Here is an 18,131-nt window from a genome sequence, read left to right on the forward strand (position 1 = left end):
CGGCGGAAAGAGGTCACGGAGCGACATTTACGCGCTTTGCCGGAACAGTCAAGACCATGGATCGAACGGCACGGCCGGGCCCCGCACCCGACTCCACTATAGGTGCGATTTGCTGACCCTGATTGGGTACAGATGGGACAAGTGGTAGCGCTCCGTATATAAGGCCGTGGACACATAGCGACGCCGCTGGTACTAAGTAGGCGTGCTGCGGGCCGCCGAATGGATTGTGCTGGGAATCGGGAGCGCGGCCGCCATCGTCTACGGCGTCCGGCGTCACCGGCCCCGGCGGATCGGACCCTGGCTGCTGCTCGCCGGCGCCATCCTGGCGAGCGGCGCCGGTGACGTGTCGACCGCCATCGGTCGCGCCGACGTGGCCGATGCCTTCTTCTACGTGATGTTCGTGCTGGTCGCCTGGAGTCTGCTGCGGCTGACCCGGGCCGGTGCGATTCTCGTCGACCGGGCACGACTCATCGACCTGCTCGCGTTCGCGTGCTCGGCCCTGCTGGTGGTCTGGGTGCTCGTGGCCGGTGACGCGGGCCAGATCGGGGACGTCTCCGCGGCGTACGTCATCGGGGCCTTGCTTCTTCTCGCCGTTGTCGCCCGCATGCTGGTGGCCGTGGGCCGCAACCTCTCGGCCGTGCTGCTGGTCATCGGAGCGGTGGGTGTTCTGGTCAGTGACATCGTGCAGCCTTTGTGGCCCGGCCGGCTCAGTGAGTCCGGGTTCGTGGTGCTCTACCTGGCCTGGGGCGCCGCCGCGCTGCATCCGTCGATGGTCCGGCTGACCGAGCCCGCAGCGCCGCGGCCGAGCCCGTGGCGCGGGCGCTGGACGGCACTGCTGGGCATCTCGGTGGCCACGCCGCCGGTCGTTCTGCTGTTCGAGGCGGCCCTCGGCGAGGTCGGCGACGGCGTGGTGATCGCCGCGGCCGGCGCGATCACCCTTCTGCTGACCATCACGCGACTGACCGACGCGGTGACCCTGAACAGCCAGGCCTTGGCGCGTGAGCGCGGCCTGCGGCAGGCGAGCGCCGCGCTGGTCGCCGCCGCCGACATCCCGGCCGTCGATCAGGCCGTCCGGGCCGCGATCGCCCAGCTCATGCCGCCGGAAGCCATTCGCAGCGCCGTTTTCGCGGTAGATGACCGGCAGCTCGCGCTCGACACGCCACCCGGCGTCTCGTCCCGCAGTTGGTGGGTCGGGGCCACGGACCAGGACGACGCCACCCTGGTCTGTCCGCTCCGGCTGGAACCGTTCGCGGTCGCCCGGCCCGGCGGCGGAGCCCTGATCCTGGTGGGTCGCCGGGACACCCTCACCGCCACTCGCGACACCCTCGAGGTGCTGGCCGGTCAGGCGGCGCTCGCGCTCGACCGTATCTGCCTGGTGGAGGCGGTCGGCCGCCGCGACAGTGATCTCTATCTGCGGGCGGTGATCCGCAAGAGCGCGGACATCATGGTGGTGATCGAGGAGGACCGGCGGATCCGGTACGCCAGTCCTTCGCTGCGCGAGCTGCTCGGCATCGACGACCTTCCGCCGCTGGCCACCCTCGACGACCTGGTGGATCCGGGCGACCGCGCCCAGCTGCGTCAGGCCTTCCGCGACTCCGGTGATGGCGTGGTGTTCTGCTCGCTGGTGCGGGCCGACGGCGGCCACGTGATGGTCGAGGCCACGTACCGCGACCTGCGCGAGGACCGCCTGGTCCAGGGTTTTGTCGTGACGATGCGAAGTTTCACCCAGGGCCATGAGCCGGACGGGCAGCTGTCCCAGCGCGACAAGCTGGATGAGCTGCCGGCCTGGGTGAATCGGCGCAGCGCCCGGCACAAGTTCCGCTTCTGACCTGAGCTGATTTCCGGTGTCCTGGTCAGCGTTGCAGCCAGCGGTCCAGCCAGGCGAAGGCGTCGTCCTGCATCTCCCGCACGAAGACGTGGCCCAGGCCGGGCCAGATCTTGGTGCTGAGGCGGTCGCCGGCGCGCTGCGAGTCCCAGACCGCGCGCATCTTGTCGTAGGCGACACCGACCCCGGCCGGGGTGAAGAGCGGGTCGTCCGCGCCGTCCATCAGCATCATCGGCCGGGGCGCGGCGATGCCGGCGACGTCCGGGATGTCGAGGTGGCGGTAGAGGCCCGGATGAAGCATGTAGAACGCCGACTGGCCGCGCAGCGTGTTGTTGCCCGGCACCATCATCTCCTTGAGCCCGGTCATCCAGCACGCTGCGACCGTCGCCGCGATGTCGTCCGACAGGGCGGCCACCTGCCAGGCGCGGTAGCCACCCATGGAGAAGCCGACCGCCGCGATCCGCCGCTCGTCGACCTCGGGCAGGGTGGCCAGCATGGCCGCGGCGCGGGCGTCCTCGCGGGCCACCAGGCCCGCCAGCGACGAGCCGAGGTTGAAGAAGTTACTGGCCAGCGCCTGTTGCCCGTCATAGGCGAGGCCGCCGCGATCACCCCAGCCGAGCGCGTCCACGGCGAGAACCGCATAGCCGCGGGCGGCCAGTTCGTTGCCGACGAACCGTCCGCTGAAGTATTTCGCCGACCAGGCACGCGCCGACACCAGGCGGGTGTCGTCGTACCACGGCTCGATCAGCTTCTCCTTGCCGATGTCGAACTTGGCGCCGTGGTCGTGCAGCAGCAGCGCGGACGGGAAGGGGCCGGGCCCGTCCGGAACGAGCATCGACGCCCGCACCCGACTGTGCCGGGTGACGTTGAACAGCAACTGGCGCTGCCGGTAACCGTCGCGGACCTGCTCATCGACGATCTCGACGTCGAACGGGCTCCGGTCCGGGGGCTGCCACAGCAACTCCTCGACCTTTGCCCGGGCCTGCCGTTTCCAGGCGCCGAAGCTGCCATGCCGGCGTCCGGTCCACGCCAGCGGAAACTCGAGTTCCGCCGACAGCTGGTCGGCGAAGACCGGCAGATTGCCGTCGACGACGGACGGTCCTTCGAACCCGGCAGCCTCGACCGGAACGGCCTGGAACCCGGCGGCCTCGGCTGCCTCGGCTGCGCCCGCCTCGGCTGCGCCCGCCTCGGCTGCGCCCGCGAGTGCCGGAAGCTGGCTCGATGCGAGAGCGAGAGCAGGCAAAGTGACGAATCCGCGCCGCTTCATACATTCTCCTTCGTCGATGGAAAGTCCAGCGTACGACCATCCGCGGCCTGAGGTCTTCCACGCCGCCCACGGGGCGATCGGCCGGCTGCGAACGCTCCAGGAGGCGCAATAGCGCTAGATCATCCGTAGATGACGGTCAGGGTGAGCGGGGCCAGCGCTCCCTCCGTGTTGCCGATGACCATCAGCATCAGCAGCACGGAGGCCGCGGCGGACAGGATGCCGGCCGCCAGCATGAGGCGCCCTCTTGGCCGGCGGATCAGCGCTCGCCACAGGTACACGGCCAACGTCACGACGGCCACGAGCAGGATGGCGCAGATGACGGCCTTGGGGCGCTGCCACGCCAGACGCTCGTCGATGGCCTGCTGGAGCGCGGGTGAGAGCTGGGCGCTGCCGGCATCCAGCCACGCCTGGCCGACCGGGGAGAATTTCGTTCCGGAAAGGGTCTGCCGCGGGTTGACCACGCTGGTCACGTTCGCCCACAAGGCCACGACCATGAACAGGCTAAAGGTCACGCCCGCGACTCCGAACCAGAGAAAGGTCCGCCGCTCGAAGGTTCGTTTCGGTGCCCGTTTTAATCGCCACCAGCAAAATACGGAAAAGAGAATTAGGAGTACGGTGAACAGGCCGCCGACCACGAGAAATACGATGTGATAATTCCGGTCGTCGGCCAGTACGCGATCATAGGCGGGGCTCGTTTCGAATGGCATGAATTCGAGCGTACGGAAATCAGGGTTTCAGGGCTTCGGTCCTCGTGATGGTCTTCTTGCCGGGGTTCTGCGACTAAAGGATGAGACGAAGGTCGGCATCAGGTCGGAGGTGTGGTGGTGGCCTCCTGCCTAGGCTGGCCGCTATGACGCTTGCCTGGTTCTCGGACGGCCCGCGCTCCCCCGCGCCCGGCCGCCACGCCACGGCGGTCGATGTCACGCTGGCGGTGGTCGTCGCCGTCGTGACGCTGCCGCAGCTCTACTACCACGCCACGCACGCCAATCCGCGGGTCGGAACGTACGTAGTGTTCAGCGTTCTTCTCGCGGGCCCGCTCATCCAGCGGCGGCGCTTTCCGCTCTCGGTCTTCGCCTTCGCCGTAGTCGTGGCGTTCGGCCAGTGGCTGGCCGGGGCGCGGCTGGCGGCCGACCTGGCCCTGCTGATCTACCTGTACACGGTGGCGAGCCGCTATCCGATGCGGGTGGCGATCGCCGCGGGTGGCGTGGTCGAGGTGGGTGCCCTGCTGGCCGCCGTGCGCTGGCCGGAGATCGGGTCGTGGGCCGGGACCGGTTCGTGGGCCGGCACGTTCGTGTTGTTGGCCGGCCCGATCGCCGCCGTAATGCTGCTCGGGGCCAACGCACGGCACCGGGCCGACGCCCTGCGCGCCCTCACCGAGCGGGCGGCCCAGCTCGAACGCGAACGCGACCAGCAGGCGGTGATCGCCGCGGCCGCCGAACGGACCCGCATCGCCCGCGAGATGCACGACGTGGTCGCCCACAGCCTGGCCGTCATGGTGACGCTGTCCGAGGGCGCCGTCCGCAAACAGGCCACCGAACCGGAGCGGGCCGACGAGGCGATGCGCCAGGTGTCGGCCACCGGCCGCCAGGCCCTGACCGAGATGCGCGGCCTGCTCAACGTCCTGCAAGCATCCGACGACCGCCACCCGCAGCCCGGCCTCGCCCAGCTCGACGAGCTGCTCGAACATGTCCGGTCGACCGGTTTGACCGTGGCGTCGGCCGTCACCGGCGCGCCCACCGAGATGCCACCCGGAGCCGAGTTGACGGTCTACCGCATCGTGCAGGAGGCCCTGACCAACACGCTGAAACACGCCCGGAGTCCCCACCAGGTCAGCGTCGTTATCACCTACGAGCCAGGATCGGTGACCGTCGACGTGCACGACGACGGAGCGCCCTCAGCGGGCCCACCGCACGTCGGCCAAGGCCACGATCCGGCCGCCTCCAGGCTCGCCCACGATGACCTCGCCGGCAGCGGTCCCGGCGGCAGCGGTCTCGCCGGTATGCGTGAACGGGCCGCGGTCTACGCCGGCACCATCAGCGCGGGGCCCGATCCCCGTGGCGGATGGCGGGTCCGCGCCGAACTGGCCCTGCCGATCGAGGTCGCGGCGGGCGGGCGCGCTCGATGACGATCCGGCTGCTCCTGGTCGACGACCAGACTCTCATCCGCACCGGGTTCCGGATGATTCTCGAGGAGACCGATGACATCGACATCGTCGGCGAGGCACCGGACGGCGCCGAGGCCGTCCGGCTGGCCACCGAACTACGCCCGGACGTGACCCTCATGGACGTCCGCATGCCCGGGGTCGACGGGATCGAGGCCACCCGCCGGATAATGGCCAGCGACCCGGCCGCCCGAGTGCTCATCCTGACCACCTTCGACCTCGACGAGTACGCATTCGCGGCGTTACGGGCCGGCGCGAGCGGTTTCGTCCTCAAGGACGTCCCGGTGGACGAGTTGGCCCGCGCCATCCGAGCAGTGGCCAACGGCGATGCGGTCGTCTCCCCGCGAATAACCCGAAGCCTGCTCAATGCCTACGCCACCCATCTGCCCGACCCCTCAGCGGGCCGCGTCCAGGCGATCCTCGACCAGCTGACTCCCCGCGAACGCGAGGTGCTGCGGGCAGTGGCAGCCGGCCTCTCGAACACCGAGATCGCCGAACAACTGGTCGTATCGGACGCGACGGTCAAGACCCACGTAGGCAGCGTCCTGGCCAAACTGAATCTGCGAAACCGGGTGCAGGCCGTAATCCTCGCCTACGACATAGGCCTCGTCCGATAGCCGACGTCAGCCTTCGGAGGTCACCGCTCCCGCGGAGCCCCACGCTCCCACCAGTCGTGCAGAGGCTGCTCCCGGATCATCCGCGCCGCAATCTCCACATGGCCCAAATTGCAGAACTTCCACAGTTCCTTAGCCGCCCGCGAATATTGGAACAGAACCCGATCGACATCGAAGGCATCAAGCTCACCGGCCCGGAACCCATCGACGGCCACACCGACACGGGCGACAAGGCTCGCCAGCTCGGCTTCGTGATACTCCGCGACGACCGCGTTCGCTGCCCGCCGCTCGGACTTGCTGGACACGAGCTGGAGACTACTCGCGGACAGCGCGCTCGATCAGGTCAGGCGGAGGGAGCCAGGCCGGGCAGCCGCTGCTCCCAGCGGCGCGTGATCCGGGAGGTGAACCCTCGACGTAGCCGAGGCCACTCCTGACGCAGTAAGTCCGGGTGTACCCAGCGCCTTACGTCGGCACGCTGCCCGCAATCCAGCATGATCAAGCAGCACCGGCCCGCATAGGTCAGGGCCTGTTGATCCTCGCAACAGTGTGGCCGGCCGTACGCATGCACAAGCTAACGGCGATCATCCTAGATTTTCGGCCTATCTGATCATGAATGACAGATAGCAATACCCGCTTCGGAGTGCGCAGTCAATTGCCATGTTGACTCTCGCGATATCGCTGCGCACCGGCCATGATGCTTTCCATGGCACACGCCCTCAGCGCATCAGCCCGCCAAGCCTTGATTGCACTCATGATCCACGTTTCCGAGGCATCCAATCCCGATCTTCAAAACCGCTATGGATTGACGATCAAGAAGGCTGACCGTGATCAATTGAGTGACGAGAAGCTGATCACGTGGCGAAAAGGGGCTCGTCAGGCGATCTTTCATGATCTCACCGACAAGGGGTGGGCGAGGGCGCGTGCGGAGCTCACCGCCGAGCCGCCGGCGAAGACCTCGCCGGCCTGGCGCCTGCACTACGCGACGCTGCGCAACCTCGACCGGCTCATGCAGAAGCTGGACTACCAGCTCGCCGACGTCTTCGTGCTGGAGGAGTCCGCCGAGGACGGCATCCGGCGCGTCTACGACGAGCTCGCCGAGCGAGCGGGCGACCTGGTCGGTCTCGAGAAGATCCGGGAACGGCTCACCGGCATCTCCCGGGCCGAGCTCGACGCCACACTCGTCGATCTGAACCGCCGGAAACAGATTCATCTCGACCCTGACCCGAACCGCCGGATCCTGACCGATGAGGCACGCGCCGCGGCGATCAGCGTCGGCGGAGAGGACATGCATCTGATCGCGATCGGGAAGCTGTGATCGAGCCGGCCGAGCGACGCGCGCTCTCCGAGTTGAGCAGGCTGGATTGGGCTCCGACGCAGGAGGATGTCTGGTCACCGCTCGACGTTCACATCGACGAGCTGAACGGTGACGTCGGCGAGGCGCTGCTGCGCGCCTTCGAAGAGGCGGAGAACAGCAAGTTCCGGTGCCCGCTGGGTCTCGTGATCGAGGGGCGCCAAGGCGCCGGCAAGACGCACCTGGTGCGGTGGGCGCGTGAGCAGGTGCAGCGCAGGCACGGCTACTTCTTCCTCATGGGCATCGCGGACGGTCGCAGCTTCTGGACGAACATCGTGCACGCCTTCCTCCGCGGGCTGCGGCGTTCGGGCTCGTACCGGCATCTGCAGCTCTCCGTTTTTCTGGGCGCTCTCGCCGAGATCGCACAGGTCGCCAACGCGACGCAGCTCATGGCCCGGGGCGACCGGCCGATCACGCCCGAGGCACTCGATCAATTGGTGAACGGGGTCCGGCGGGCATACCCGGAGGTGGGACGGGACTGCCGATACACCCTTCGCGCTTTGGTGCTGGTCGCCTCACCGGACGTAGATGTCTCCGACGCGGCGGAGAGCTGGCTGCTGTCGGCGGACGACGGTACGGCGGATGCCCTGGAGATGTGGGGCCTTCCCGCGCGCACGAAGAAGCCGCAGGAGGTCGCCGGAGAGATTTCCCGGCTCTTGGCGATCACCGGACCAACCATGCTTGCGGTAGACCAGATCGACACGATCTTCGCTCAGGCGCGAACATCGGCGGGCGAGCCGATCGATCTGGCTGCCGATCTGGGTAACGGGCTGATGCAGCTACGCGAGGAACTCAGCCGGACGGTCACGGTCGTCGCATGCCTGCCCACTTCGTGGAATCTGATCAGGAAATCAGCCCTGGACTCGGTCACCAATCGGTTCCGGCAGGAGACCAGGCTCAGCGTACTTCCATCGCCGGAGGTCGCCGAACGTCTGCTGGCGGCAAAGTTCGAGCCGTTCTTCGAGACGGCCGAATACGATCCGCCGTATCCGACGTGGCCGATCCGGCGGGAGGCCTTCGGCACCGCGACCGAGCTCACTCCCCGGCAGCTGTTGCAGCGAGCTGACGATCACGTCGAGTCCTGCCTGGACAACAGCGTCGTCGTCCAGCTCGACGACTTCGGCAAGGTGGCCCGGCCGGAGCAGCGGATCGCACCGGACACGCCGCCGGAGCAATTGACCCGGTTCGACGCGCGGCTCACGGAACTCCGCCGGCAGGCGAAGGTCGGCGATGCGATCGACCCCTCCCGCGAAGATCATGTGATGCCGCGGCTGCTCGACGCGGGCCTGCGCGCCTGGACGATCGAGCAGGGCGATCGCCGCAGCCGGTACAAGGTGCAGCCGGGCGAGGACGGCAGCCCTTCGCTGCACGCCTGGCTGCGCGAGACGCTCGACGACACCACCGAGGACGAGGCGCAGTGGTCGTTCCGGGCCCTGTCGCATCCGCACCACCGAGCCGTGCAGACGCGGCTTCGCCGGCTACGCGACTTCGCGAACCTCCAACCGGAGATCAACAAACGCCGTGCCGTCCTGCTGCGCAACACTGACTGGCCCGGTGGACCGGTCAGCCAGCGCGTACGCCAGGAGTTCCTCGACCTGGGCGGCATCATCACCGAGGTCTCCGAGGAAGACCTGCGTACGTTCGACGCGTTGGCCACCATGCTGGACGAGCACGACCCGGCCCTGCCGCACTGGTTGGTGTCGCGCCGACCGGCCTGGAACACCGCGCTGTTGACCACGGTCTTCGGGCCATCCTCGGCGCAGATGCCGGGCATCGCCGCACCGGAACCTGACGACCCGCCCGAGGCCGAGCACGAGATCGGCTTTGGTATGTCGGATGGCAGGCCGGTGCGCGCCACGCTCGAGTCGCTCCGCAAGCACGCCGTCATCTTCGCCGGATCCGGGTCGGGCAAGACGGTCCTCATCCGCCGCCTGATCGAGGAGTGCGCGCTCCACGGCGTCTCGGCGATCGTGCTGGATCCCAACAACGACCTCGCACGCCTCGGCGATCCGTGGCCCACGCCGCCCGCCGGCTGGGGGCCGGAGGATGCACGGAAGGCCGCCGATTACCTCGATGGCACCGACGTGGTGGTATGGACGCCGCGGCGGGAATCAGGCCGACCGCTCAGCCTGCAACCCCTGCCCGACTTCGCGGCGGTCCTGGACGAGCCCGACGAGTTCGCGCTCGCGCTCGACGCCGCAGTCGCCGCGCTGGCGCCCCGGGCCCGGATGGCCGCGAACACGGCCAAGGCGGACCGCGGACGGGCCGTGCTCAAGCAGGCCATGGCTCACTTCGCCCGCGGCGGCGGTGGCGGACTGGCCGAGTTCGTCGACATGCTCAAGGATCTCCCGCACGAGGCGGCCACGCTGGGGAAGGCCTACGAGCTGGCCGCCGACATGGCCGAGACGCTGCAGGCGGCGATGGTGAACGATCCGCTCTTCGGTGGGGCGGGCGTGGCGCTGGACCCGGGAGCGTTGATGACCCCGGCGCCCGGGAAGCGTGCCCGTATCTCGGTCGTCAACTTCATCGGGCTTCCGACCGACGAGCAGCGTCAGAGTTTCGTGAATCAGCTGCAGATGGCGCTGTTCGCTTGGGTCAAGCGTCATCCGGCCGGGGACAAGCCGCTCGGTGGGCTGTTCGTCATGGACGAGGCGCAGACGCTCGTACCCTCGGGGCCGGTCACCGCCTGCACCGAGAGCGCACTGGCACTGGCCAGCCAGGCCCGGAAGTACGGCCTCGGTCTCATCTTCGCGACACAGGCGCCGAAAGGCATCCACAACCGGATCGTCGGCAACGCCGCGACGCAGTTCTACGGCTTCCTGAACAGTCCCACCCAGATCGCTGCGGCCAAGGAGGTCGCTCAGGCCAAGGGAAGTGCGGTGCTGGAGATCTCGCGGCTCAAGGCCGGCGAATTCTATGCGGTCGCTGAAGGGAAACCGTTCCGCCGGCTGAACACGCCGATGTGCCTGAGCTATCACCCGAAGAGCGCGCTGAGCGCCGAGGAAGTCCTCCAACGCGCCAGGGCAGAGTGAAGGAACGCCTGGAGTGGTTGTAACGAGGAATCCGCCGACGTCCCGCTCGGCGAAATGGTCCGGAACAAGCGATTCGCCGACGCTGTCCGCGCAGCCGCCTGCTAACAGCGCGCGAAGAGGGGCAGACGTGACGGGTTGGCGGTCTCGTGACGGTCGTTCGGTTGTCGTCGATCTGACATGCCGCGAGTGTGTTGGGCGCCGCCCGTCAGCGGCGCAGGCCGGGGTAGCGTGGTGTGGGTCAGCCTCCGGGCCGTCGGGAAACGACATGCTGGCATCGTCGCCTCCGCTTACCCTCCCGAGCCCGGCCGTGACCTGAAGCGGATTCATCGAGCGCATGACGTCGCCGGGTTACGGTGTCGCGTCCAGAGGCGTCGAGAGGATCGACACCATGAATCACGAACCTCGTGCCGCGTCACCACTGGACGGGGTGAGCAGTGCCGAGGAAGTCCTGCGCCAGGTTCTTTACGAATCTCACCAAGACGTCGACGAGGCGTCGCAGCTCGCTTCCGACGCGGCCCGGCAGTCCCTCGTCGATGGGCTTCTACGGGGCTTGCCGGTTGCGGATACCGACACCGCCGCGACCGATGCTGTGGACATAGCCAGTCAGTCGCTGCGCGTATTGGCCTCTGATCCGGCCTACCACCGGGTGGTGAACGCGCTGCGGAGCGGGTCGGGCGGTGGCGGGCGTCGCCAGGATCGCGACTTCGCTTTCGACCCGATCTCCTTTGTCAGCGTGGTCACGCTCGCTTTGGTCGTGCTGAACATGTACGTCAAGCTGGAACGGGACAAGAACGGGCAGTGGACCTTCGAGTTCCGCCTCAATCCGGCCAGCAGAGCGATCCAGTTGGAGTTGATCAAGCTGATGCGCGCTCTTCTCGAGCTAGTGCAAAGCAACAAGTAGCTGGGCACCAACAACCGCAGCGGAGAAGGCGGTGAAGGTGTGGGGGTACTCGAGATCGCTCAGGTTGGACGGGGCGACGACCCGTTCTTCGAGGTGCGGTGGCGTCGGTCGGTTCTGGTGCCGCGATCGGGGGATGACGGCTCGTTCATGCTCACCGTGAGCCGTGAGTCGCTGGCTCCCCCTGCCGCGGCTCCGCCGCCACGAGCCTGGCCGGTACCGGCGGAACAGGGAACCACCTTGGCCGATGCGTTGTCCTGGTACCTGGAAGAGTATGTGCATCACCCGACCGGACCCGGTGGTCGCCGTTCCAAGTACGTGTTGGAGGCGCTGCGCGACTGGGGACGGGACGTGTTCCACCATTTGTTCTCCACCCGATCCGCTCGCGCCGCGCTGACCGAGGCGGTGAGTGGGACGCTATTCGACGGTCATCGGATAGCGGTGCTCTCAGATGACCCGACGGTGTTGGCCTGGCCATGGGAGGCACTGTTCGGCGAGATGTCCGAACCCATCGGCCTGTCCGCAGTGGTGGAACGGTGGTACATCGGTGCGGTGGCTCGACCCGATCAACCGGACGCGCCGCGTTCCGAATCTGGTCTTGACGTTCTGCTGGTGACGGCAAGAGCGGTCGCCAAAGACATTCCATACCGCATTGTCGGGCGCGAACTGGCCGCGTCGCGTGACATCCGACTGACCTTGCTCCGGCCCGCCACCCTCGCCGCGCTCGCCGACGCGACCGGCGAGCGCGGGCGGCACTGGGATGTGCTGCACTTCGACTGTCACGGCTGGTGGGGCATGACCACCGACGGCGTGGAGCAAGCACACTTGCTCCTACCGAACGCCGAAGGTGACCTTCGCCCTTGTTCGTCCCGGCAACTGGTGCAGGCCATCGGCGCCCGATGTCCGCGCACGATCGTGATCAACGCCTGCCGATCCGCGAAAGCGGACGGCGCGTCGGGGCTTCCGTACGTCTCCCTGGCCACCGGTCTGCTGCAGCACGCCCGGGTTCAGGAGGTCACGGCGATGGCGTACAACCTGCACCGGGACGCCGCCGCCCCGTTTGTCGAGGCTTTCTACGGCTGCCTGGCCAAGGGGGCGGGCTCCGCGGACGCAGCCCTGAGCAGCCGGCGGATGATGAACCTGCGAGCGCAACGGACGTGCATCGGCGGAACGGTCACCGTGAAGGACTGGCTCATCCCGGTCGTCTACACCCGAGCCGACGATACGCACGCCGACCTGCGGGGAGAGGTCGTGATCTGGCCGCCGGCGTTCACCCCAGACGCCGCCGCGCCGGACGAAGACGAAGGGTTCGTGGGGCACGACGACGAGATACAGGCGCTTGATCGCGCGGTCGACGCCGGCACCCAACTGGTGTTCGTGCACGGGCTCATCGGCCAGGGAAAGACCGCGCTGCTGAGGGAATTCCAGTGGTGGCGTGACCGAACCGGCGATCACCGCCCGACCCTGTGGGTCGACTTCGAGCAGCAGTCAGGCGCCTCCGACGTGTTATGGACGATGGCCCAGGCACTACCTGATCCGCCCGTGTCACGTCCTTCGGACGATCTCCTCGAACGGCGTATCGTCGACGCACTCAACGAGCATCCACGGCTCGTGGTCTGGGACCACACCCACCTCGCCGAACCGCCGGTCGGCGGCCTCCCAACGGCCGGCGCCTACACCGATGCCGATCGAGGTCGCTTGGCCGGGCTGGTAGGTCGGCTGCGGCCTGGTATCTCGGTCGTCCTTGCGGCGGGCCGACAGGAAAGCTCCTGGCTACAGGCCAGTTGTCGCTCTTTCACCTTACTTCTGCCCGGATTGAACAACGATGACCGATGGGCGTTGGTGCGCGCCGTACACGGACACAACGAACCGGTTGCCCCGGACGAATCCCGCCTCGCTACGGAGGAACACCTCACCGCGCTTGTGACATTTCTAGCCGGTCACCCGATGCTGACACGACACGTCGCCCGACTTCGGCCAGGCCGCCCGGCGGCCGACGCCATGCTCGACGCGCTGCGGGAAGGAGCTGGGATTCCAGCTGATCTCGACGTGGACGGCGAGCGGATCCGGCCCGCGCTGCATTGCTTGCGGCATCCGTCGCTGGCCAGAGTAATCCCCCAAATCCTGCTGCACGGTCCGGTGGTCGATTGGTGGGTGCTGGCCGAGGCGTTGCGTGAGATGTACGGCGACGAGGCGGAGGCCATCTTGGCCAAGGCGACCTCGCTGCTGCGGGCAGCGGGTTTGGCGGACAGTCACGGAGCGATCCACCCGATGCTAGGCGGAGCGATGCGGGCACAGATTGGTGCTGTCCCGGTCAGCCACGACGAGGCGCTGGCGTTCCTGGCCGCCGTGCGCGCCCGAATGCGGGACAGCGGGCAACCAGGGCTGGCAGTGGCGTTGGTCGACCGTGCGGCCGACCTGGCCATCGATCACCGTCAGTTCGATGACGCCCGCCAGTTCGGCCTGCAACTCTTGCGGGTCGGCGAGGTCGAGCGCGGCCAGTGGACGCTGGACCTGTGCGCGACCCTGACCGGATCCGCCTCACAGCAGCCCGGCGTCGAGGTGGCAGAGGCGCTTCAGCGGGCAGAACTGGCGCTCTCGCACCGCCAATTTGATCAGGCTCGCAGGTGGACGGGGTTGGCACAGGCGAGAATCCGATCAACGGCCGGCCCGGTGTCGGCAGACCTGCGGGCGCGGCTTCTGCGCAGCCAAGGGATGTTGGCCGAGGCCACCAGTGACTGGAACAAGTTTGGGCAGTCCATGATCGCCGCGTCGCGACTAGTCGCGGAGATCACCGACACCGCGCTTGCGGTGCAGATCGCCCACTACGCCAGCCAACTCGCCACGGACCCTCAGCAACTGGCCGAGGTCGCGGCGGCGATCAGTGTGGACGAGTCGGTGGAGACCAGACCAGGCCTGCTCAGCTACGTCTACCAGGTGCGGGCGCGCTCGAGGGCGGCACAAGGGGAGATCCCTCAGGCGCGGGAGGCCGCCCGCCGAGCGGTGTCCCTGGCCAAGCTGTCCACAGACGGTCAGACCTACGCGAATGCGCAAGCCGTCCTGGGGAACGTCGAGCTGGAGGGAGGGGATCTTGCCGCGGCAGTGGCCGCGTTCACCGAAGCCGCCGACCGATTCGAGGCGTTGGGAGACCGGCTCGGCGCCGGAGCGGCGTACAACTCACTCGGGCGCGCCTACTACCGGCATGGCAAGATGGAGGAGGCTGGCGAACGTCTGATCGATGCGGCCGTCTGCTTCGCCGAAGGCGGACACGAGCACAACCTCCGCACGGTGACAGCCAACTTCGCCACCTACCTGGAACAAATCACCCCTGAGTTCGCGGATTACATGTTGATCAAGTGGACCGGCGCGAAGCTCACACCGTTGGCCAGCCGCTCCCATTCCGCCGCAGTGGAGTCGTTATCCGGCGTCGGTCCGGCCTCTGAATCTCCAACACCGGTGGAGCTGACTCGCGTGATCGCCGCGGCAATCGATCAAGTCAAGAACGAAGCCGCTGCCGCGCCGCGGCCTGAGGCCGCGTCTGCCAAGCTCGTGTCCGACAGCATCCTGCCGTCGCCAACGCCGGACCCTGACCGGGCAAGCGATTTGAGTCGTCGAGGGCTCCGCCTGGCTCAGAACAGGCAATACGATGACGCACTGGCGAGTCTGACCGACGCCGTGGAGATCTACCGTCGGTTGGCCGCCACCGGCTCCACGGACTTCGATCTCTCGCTCGCCCAAACACTGCACAACGTCTCCGTGATTCTGGCCGAACAGGAGCGCCACGAAGACGTGCTGGCATCTGTGGCGGAGGCGGCCGAGGTCTACCGTCGAGTCGCGGCCACCGACCCAGCTCAAATCCCCGCACTTGCTGACGAACTCCACCTGCTCGGCCGATACCTTCTCGAACTGGACCATTTCGATCAAGCCCTAGTTATCGCAGCCGAGACGGTCGGCATCTACCGTAACCTCGCGGCCGAGGCACCGAGGTACGCACCTGAGCTCGCTGAATCTCTTCACGACCACGCAATGGCGCTGTCGGAGACAGACGAGCGCGACGACGCTGTGGGCACGATGCGTCAGGCCGTGCAGGTGTTCCGCGAGTTGTGCGTTGCCCGGCCAGGCGAGTTCGACCTCCGTTTGGCAAATGCGTTGCACGGGCTTGCCCTTCTCCTAGCCGACGGCCGGCGGGGCGACGAGGCACTCACGGCGATGGCCGAGAGTGTGGCCACTGTCCGCGAACTGGCCGCCGACGGCGAGGCGGAGTCGACCGCCGAGCTTGGCGACTACCTGCGATGCCAGGCCGAACTTCTGCTGGCTTTGGAAGTCAGACTGGACCAGGCGTTGGCCGCGGCCAACGAGGCGGTACGCATCCTGCGGGCGCTGAGCAGCAACTTGCCGCAGGCATACCGTCAACGCCTGTCCCGAGCCGAGGAATGCCGCGCGGTAGCGCGCCAAGCCCTGAAGCGTCGGCGAGGTGCGGGGTGGCCATTCCGGTACCGACCGCGAGGTTGACGGCGCTCCGGCCACCGCGATGGATCAGCTCGACCGGGCGCACGCGATCTCCGTCGCCAGCTCAGGATCTTCCCTTGAAGACTGCGTTGCCAACCGACCCGAGCGCCCTGACCGCTTTCGAGTACGCACGCTCGGCCCACCTGAGGAACATTGAGGGTGCGACTCGTGGGTCGAGGCAGGGAGCTCAACACGCTACTGACCTCGGCATGGGTATTTGGTGTGCGTCGAGGGGGACTTGAACCCTCACAACAGCTCGGGCGCCGGCTATGGGCGGGTTGCGCGCCTTCGGGGGCGGTGGAACCGGGGCATCATCCGGCGGGCCTGCAAGTCGTTGCGGCGTAGGGCCAGGGCGGCCAGGCCTCCTACTGGGAGCAGCAGCCAGCAGGAGATCAGGCGGTAGATCAGGACGGCCGCCACTGCGGACGCGGCGCCTGCGCCGGCCGCCGTCAAGCCCGCCACCAAGGCTGTGTCGACCACGCCTACTCCCCCTGGAGTCAGCGGGACCTGGCGCACTATCTGGACGCCCAAGTAGATGCCGGCCAAGGTTGTCACGCCTACCGGGAGGCCTACCGCTCGGCATGTTGCGGCCAGGCACAGTAGGTCGGTCAGCCAATTTACGGCGAAGAACAGCAGGCCTGCTATCCAGTCGCGGGCCCGCAGCGAAGCGCCGGCCTGCCATGCGTCGCGGGCCGACGTCAGGGTCGCTCGGATCCAGCGGATCACCCGGCCGTCTCGGGTTGCTCGGGTCTTGAAGGCCGGTAGGCGGCGGCCTGCCAGGATTGCGGCTGTTGTCAGGATTGCCAGGACGGCCACTACCGCCAACGGGCGAGGGCTCAGCAACAACGCCGGGTTGCGGCCCAGGACCGCCAAGCCGCCGGTCACATACAGCAGGGTCAGGCCTCCTATTGAGGCCAAGCCTGAGACGATCATTGACGCCGCGGACAGCTCCTTGCTTACGCCACCCCGCTGGTACTCGCGCACCGCGTAACCCGCCGACACCGCTGCGCCGGCCGGCATGGAGATGGAGATGGCGGTTCGGGCCAGGGTTACCGCTGCTGCTCGGCGGGCTGTCAGGCGTACGCCCAAAGCTCTCAGCAGTTGTCTCTGTTGCCAGGCGAACGCCGCCAGCGATGTCGCCTGCAGGGCGGCCGCCGCCGTCACCCACCAATAGTTGGCGCTTGTCAGGGCGCCCAGGAAATCTCTTGGGTCGGGCATGCGGCCCCACAAGCCCAGCGCCGCCAGCGCCAGGCCGGCGGCGATCAGCAGGGGCAGTCGCAGCCGTCGCCACCACCGGAGGGCGGGTGACACGGGCTGCGGGTCAGGGGGCACTCGCCGATCCTGGCAAACATCGTCAAGATTCGGCCACCCCCTGTGACGTAGAAAGACCTCGAAGGATTTAGGGGTTTGAGATCAGGAACGTCCTCCCTGGTGGGATAAGCGGGCTTGGTGTCCCAGTACCCATCGAGGAGGACGTTCGTGGTTCAGCGTAGCGGGTTGACCCGGGGAGATCGTCGGCGTAACGACCGGATCGAGGCGTTGCGGACGGTGATCCGTTCGGACCGGGCGATCCTGGCGATCGATCTGGGTGAGGATAAGCAGGTCGCGGCGTTGTTGGATCACGATGGTCGGGTGCTGGGCCGTCGGACGGTCACGGTGAAGGCGTTCGCGTTGGGTGGTTTGCTGGCCTGGGCTGCCGCTCAGGCCGGCCGGCACGGGTTCGCCCGGGTGGTGGTCGGGTGTGAGCCGACCGGGCACCGGTGGCGCTCGGTGATGCAGCTGGCCGACGACGCCGGGATGGGGTTCGTGTGCGTGCAGTCGTTGCGGGTGCACCTGGCGAGGGAGGCCGACGACTACACCCGCGACAAAACCGACCACAAGGATGCGGTGGTGATCGGGAAGCTGATCGCCCGCCTCGACTGCTACCTGCCCGAACGTGCTGAGCCGGACTGGGCGAGGCTGCGGCATCTGGGCGCCCGGCGGGCTCGCCTGGTGACCGAGGCGACCAGCTGCCAGCAGCAGATCGCCGATCTGCTCGGCTGTTGCTGGCCGGCTGCCCTGGCGGCCGCGGCCAAACCGCTGGAGTCCACGTCGTGGCTGGCTTGCCTGAGCGTGGTCGTCGACACCGGAGGGGAGCTGGCCGCCTTGGCCGCGGCGGGTCTGGACGCGTTCACCGCGGCGGCCCGGGCCCGGCTGTCCCGGTTCGCCGCGACCCGGCTGTCACACCGCATCGCGCGGGGCGTGTTCGCGGCGTTGACCGATCCGGGCGGGGTGGGAGCCCAGCGGCCCGGCGCCCTGGAGCGGGCCGGGCTGGTCCTGGCTGACTGGCAGCACACCCGGGCACGGCTGGGCGATGTGCAGTCGCGGATGCTCGGCGTACTCGACGCCATGGGTTTGACCGCTCTGGTGACCTCGATCCCCGGACTGTCCACGGTCGGCGCGGCGGTGATCCTGGCCGAGACCGGTGACCTGAC

At 67.9% G+C, this 18,131-nt stretch carries 12 protein-coding genes; 8 read left to right on the forward strand and 4 right to left on the reverse strand.

Annotated elements, in window-relative coordinates:
- Positions 1 to 202: 202 nt before the first annotated feature.
- Positions 203 to 1,828 carry a PAS domain-containing protein gene (locus Adu01nite_RS08945; RefSeq protein WP_203726086.1) on the forward strand — a complete coding sequence of 542 codons (1,626 nt, stop codon included), beginning with the start codon at positions 203 to 205 and terminating at the stop codon, positions 1,826 to 1,828.
- Positions 1,829 to 1,853: 25 nt separating this feature from the next.
- Here Adu01nite_RS08945 and Adu01nite_RS08950 read toward each other — a convergent pair whose 3' ends face one another.
- On the reverse strand, positions 1,854 to 3,092 hold the full coding sequence (locus Adu01nite_RS08950) for a dienelactone hydrolase family protein (protein ID WP_203726087.1): 1,239 nt from the start codon (positions 3,090 to 3,092) through the stop codon (positions 1,854 to 1,856).
- Positions 3,093 to 3,211: 119 nt separating this feature from the next.
- Entirely contained in the window at positions 3,212 to 3,799 is a 588-nt protein-coding gene (locus Adu01nite_RS08955) for a hypothetical protein (RefSeq protein WP_203726088.1), read from the reverse strand.
- Positions 3,800 to 3,942: 143 nt separating this feature from the next.
- Between Adu01nite_RS08955 and Adu01nite_RS08960 the strand changes: the two genes are divergently transcribed.
- Entirely contained in the window at positions 3,943 to 5,217 is a 1,275-nt protein-coding gene (locus Adu01nite_RS08960) for a sensor histidine kinase (protein WP_203726089.1), read from the forward strand.
- Positions 5,214 to 5,870 (forward strand): response regulator, encoded by a 657-nt coding sequence (locus Adu01nite_RS08965; protein ID WP_203726090.1) that lies wholly within the window; start codon positions 5,214 to 5,216, stop codon positions 5,868 to 5,870. Before Adu01nite_RS08960 ends, Adu01nite_RS08965 begins: the two co-directional genes overlap by 4 nt.
- Before the next feature lie 20 nt (positions 5,871 to 5,890).
- On the opposite strand, the gene Adu01nite_RS08970 is transcribed toward Adu01nite_RS08965, so the two are convergent.
- Positions 5,891 to 6,172: a hypothetical protein gene (locus Adu01nite_RS08970; RefSeq protein ID WP_203726091.1), complete on the reverse strand. Its 282-nt coding sequence runs from the start codon at positions 6,170 to 6,172 to the stop codon at positions 5,891 to 5,893.
- A gap of 398 nt (positions 6,173 to 6,570) precedes the next feature.
- Between Adu01nite_RS08970 and Adu01nite_RS08975 the strand changes: the two genes are divergently transcribed.
- The 4 genes from Adu01nite_RS08975 to Adu01nite_RS08990 all read left to right on the forward strand — a co-directional run bounded on the left by Adu01nite_RS08975 (position 6,571) and on the right by Adu01nite_RS08990 (position 15,660).
- Positions 6,571 to 7,182, forward strand: coding sequence for a hypothetical protein (locus Adu01nite_RS08975; protein ID WP_203726092.1), 612 nt, complete (start codon positions 6,571 to 6,573; stop codon positions 7,180 to 7,182).
- Positions 7,179 to 10,250 carry a helicase HerA domain-containing protein gene (locus Adu01nite_RS08980; RefSeq protein WP_203726093.1) on the forward strand — a complete coding sequence of 1,024 codons (3,072 nt, stop codon included), beginning with the start codon at positions 7,179 to 7,181 and terminating at the stop codon, positions 10,248 to 10,250. The genes Adu01nite_RS08975 and Adu01nite_RS08980 overlap by 4 nt, the downstream gene beginning before the upstream one ends.
- Positions 10,251 to 10,638: 388 nt before the next feature.
- A complete protein-coding gene (locus Adu01nite_RS08985; RefSeq protein WP_203726094.1) occupies positions 10,639 to 11,151 on the forward strand; it encodes a hypothetical protein in 513 nt (170 codons plus the stop codon).
- 39 nt (positions 11,152 to 11,190) lie between these two features.
- Positions 11,191 to 15,660 carry an AAA family ATPase gene (locus tag Adu01nite_RS08990; protein WP_203726095.1) on the forward strand — a complete coding sequence of 1,490 codons (4,470 nt, stop codon included), beginning with the start codon at positions 11,191 to 11,193 and terminating at the stop codon, positions 15,658 to 15,660.
- Positions 15,661 to 15,924: 264 nt separating this feature from the next.
- Here Adu01nite_RS08990 and Adu01nite_RS08995 read toward each other — a convergent pair whose 3' ends face one another.
- Positions 15,925 to 16,968: a lysylphosphatidylglycerol synthase transmembrane domain-containing protein gene (locus tag Adu01nite_RS08995; protein ID WP_239132247.1), complete on the reverse strand. Its 1,044-nt coding sequence runs from the start codon at positions 16,966 to 16,968 to the stop codon at positions 15,925 to 15,927.
- A gap of 168 nt (positions 16,969 to 17,136) precedes the next feature.
- Here Adu01nite_RS08995 and Adu01nite_RS09000 point away from each other — a divergent pair.
- Positions 17,137 to 18,131 (forward strand): IS110 family transposase (locus Adu01nite_RS09000; protein ID WP_203726096.1); only part of this gene is annotated, 995 nt, incomplete at its 3' end.

This window comes from Paractinoplanes durhamensis (assembly GCF_016862175.1).
Classification (GTDB): domain Bacteria; phylum Actinomycetota; class Actinomycetes; order Mycobacteriales; family Micromonosporaceae; genus Actinoplanes; species Actinoplanes durhamensis.

What these genes read in the sequence shown, in the direction of transcription:
- Adu01nite_RS08950 (WP_203726087.1), bottom strand. Translation starts at nt 3,092, where the DNA reads ATGAAGCGGCGCGGATTCGTCACTTTGCCTGCTCTCGCTCTCGCATCG.
- Adu01nite_RS08955 (WP_203726088.1), bottom strand. Translation starts at nt 3,799, where the DNA reads ATGCCATTCGAAACGAGCCCCGCCTATGATCGCGTACTGGCCGACGAC.
- Adu01nite_RS08960 (WP_203726089.1), top strand. Translation starts at nt 3,943, where the DNA reads ATGACGCTTGCCTGGTTCTCGGACGGCCCGCGCTCCCCCGCGCCCGGC.
- Adu01nite_RS08965 (WP_203726090.1), top strand. Translation starts at nt 5,214, where the DNA reads ATGACGATCCGGCTGCTCCTGGTCGACGACCAGACTCTCATCCGCACC.
- Adu01nite_RS08975 (WP_203726092.1), top strand. Translation starts at nt 6,571, where the DNA reads ATGGCACACGCCCTCAGCGCATCAGCCCGCCAAGCCTTGATTGCACTC.
- Adu01nite_RS08985 (WP_203726094.1), top strand. Translation starts at nt 10,639, where the DNA reads ATGAATCACGAACCTCGTGCCGCGTCACCACTGGACGGGGTGAGCAGT.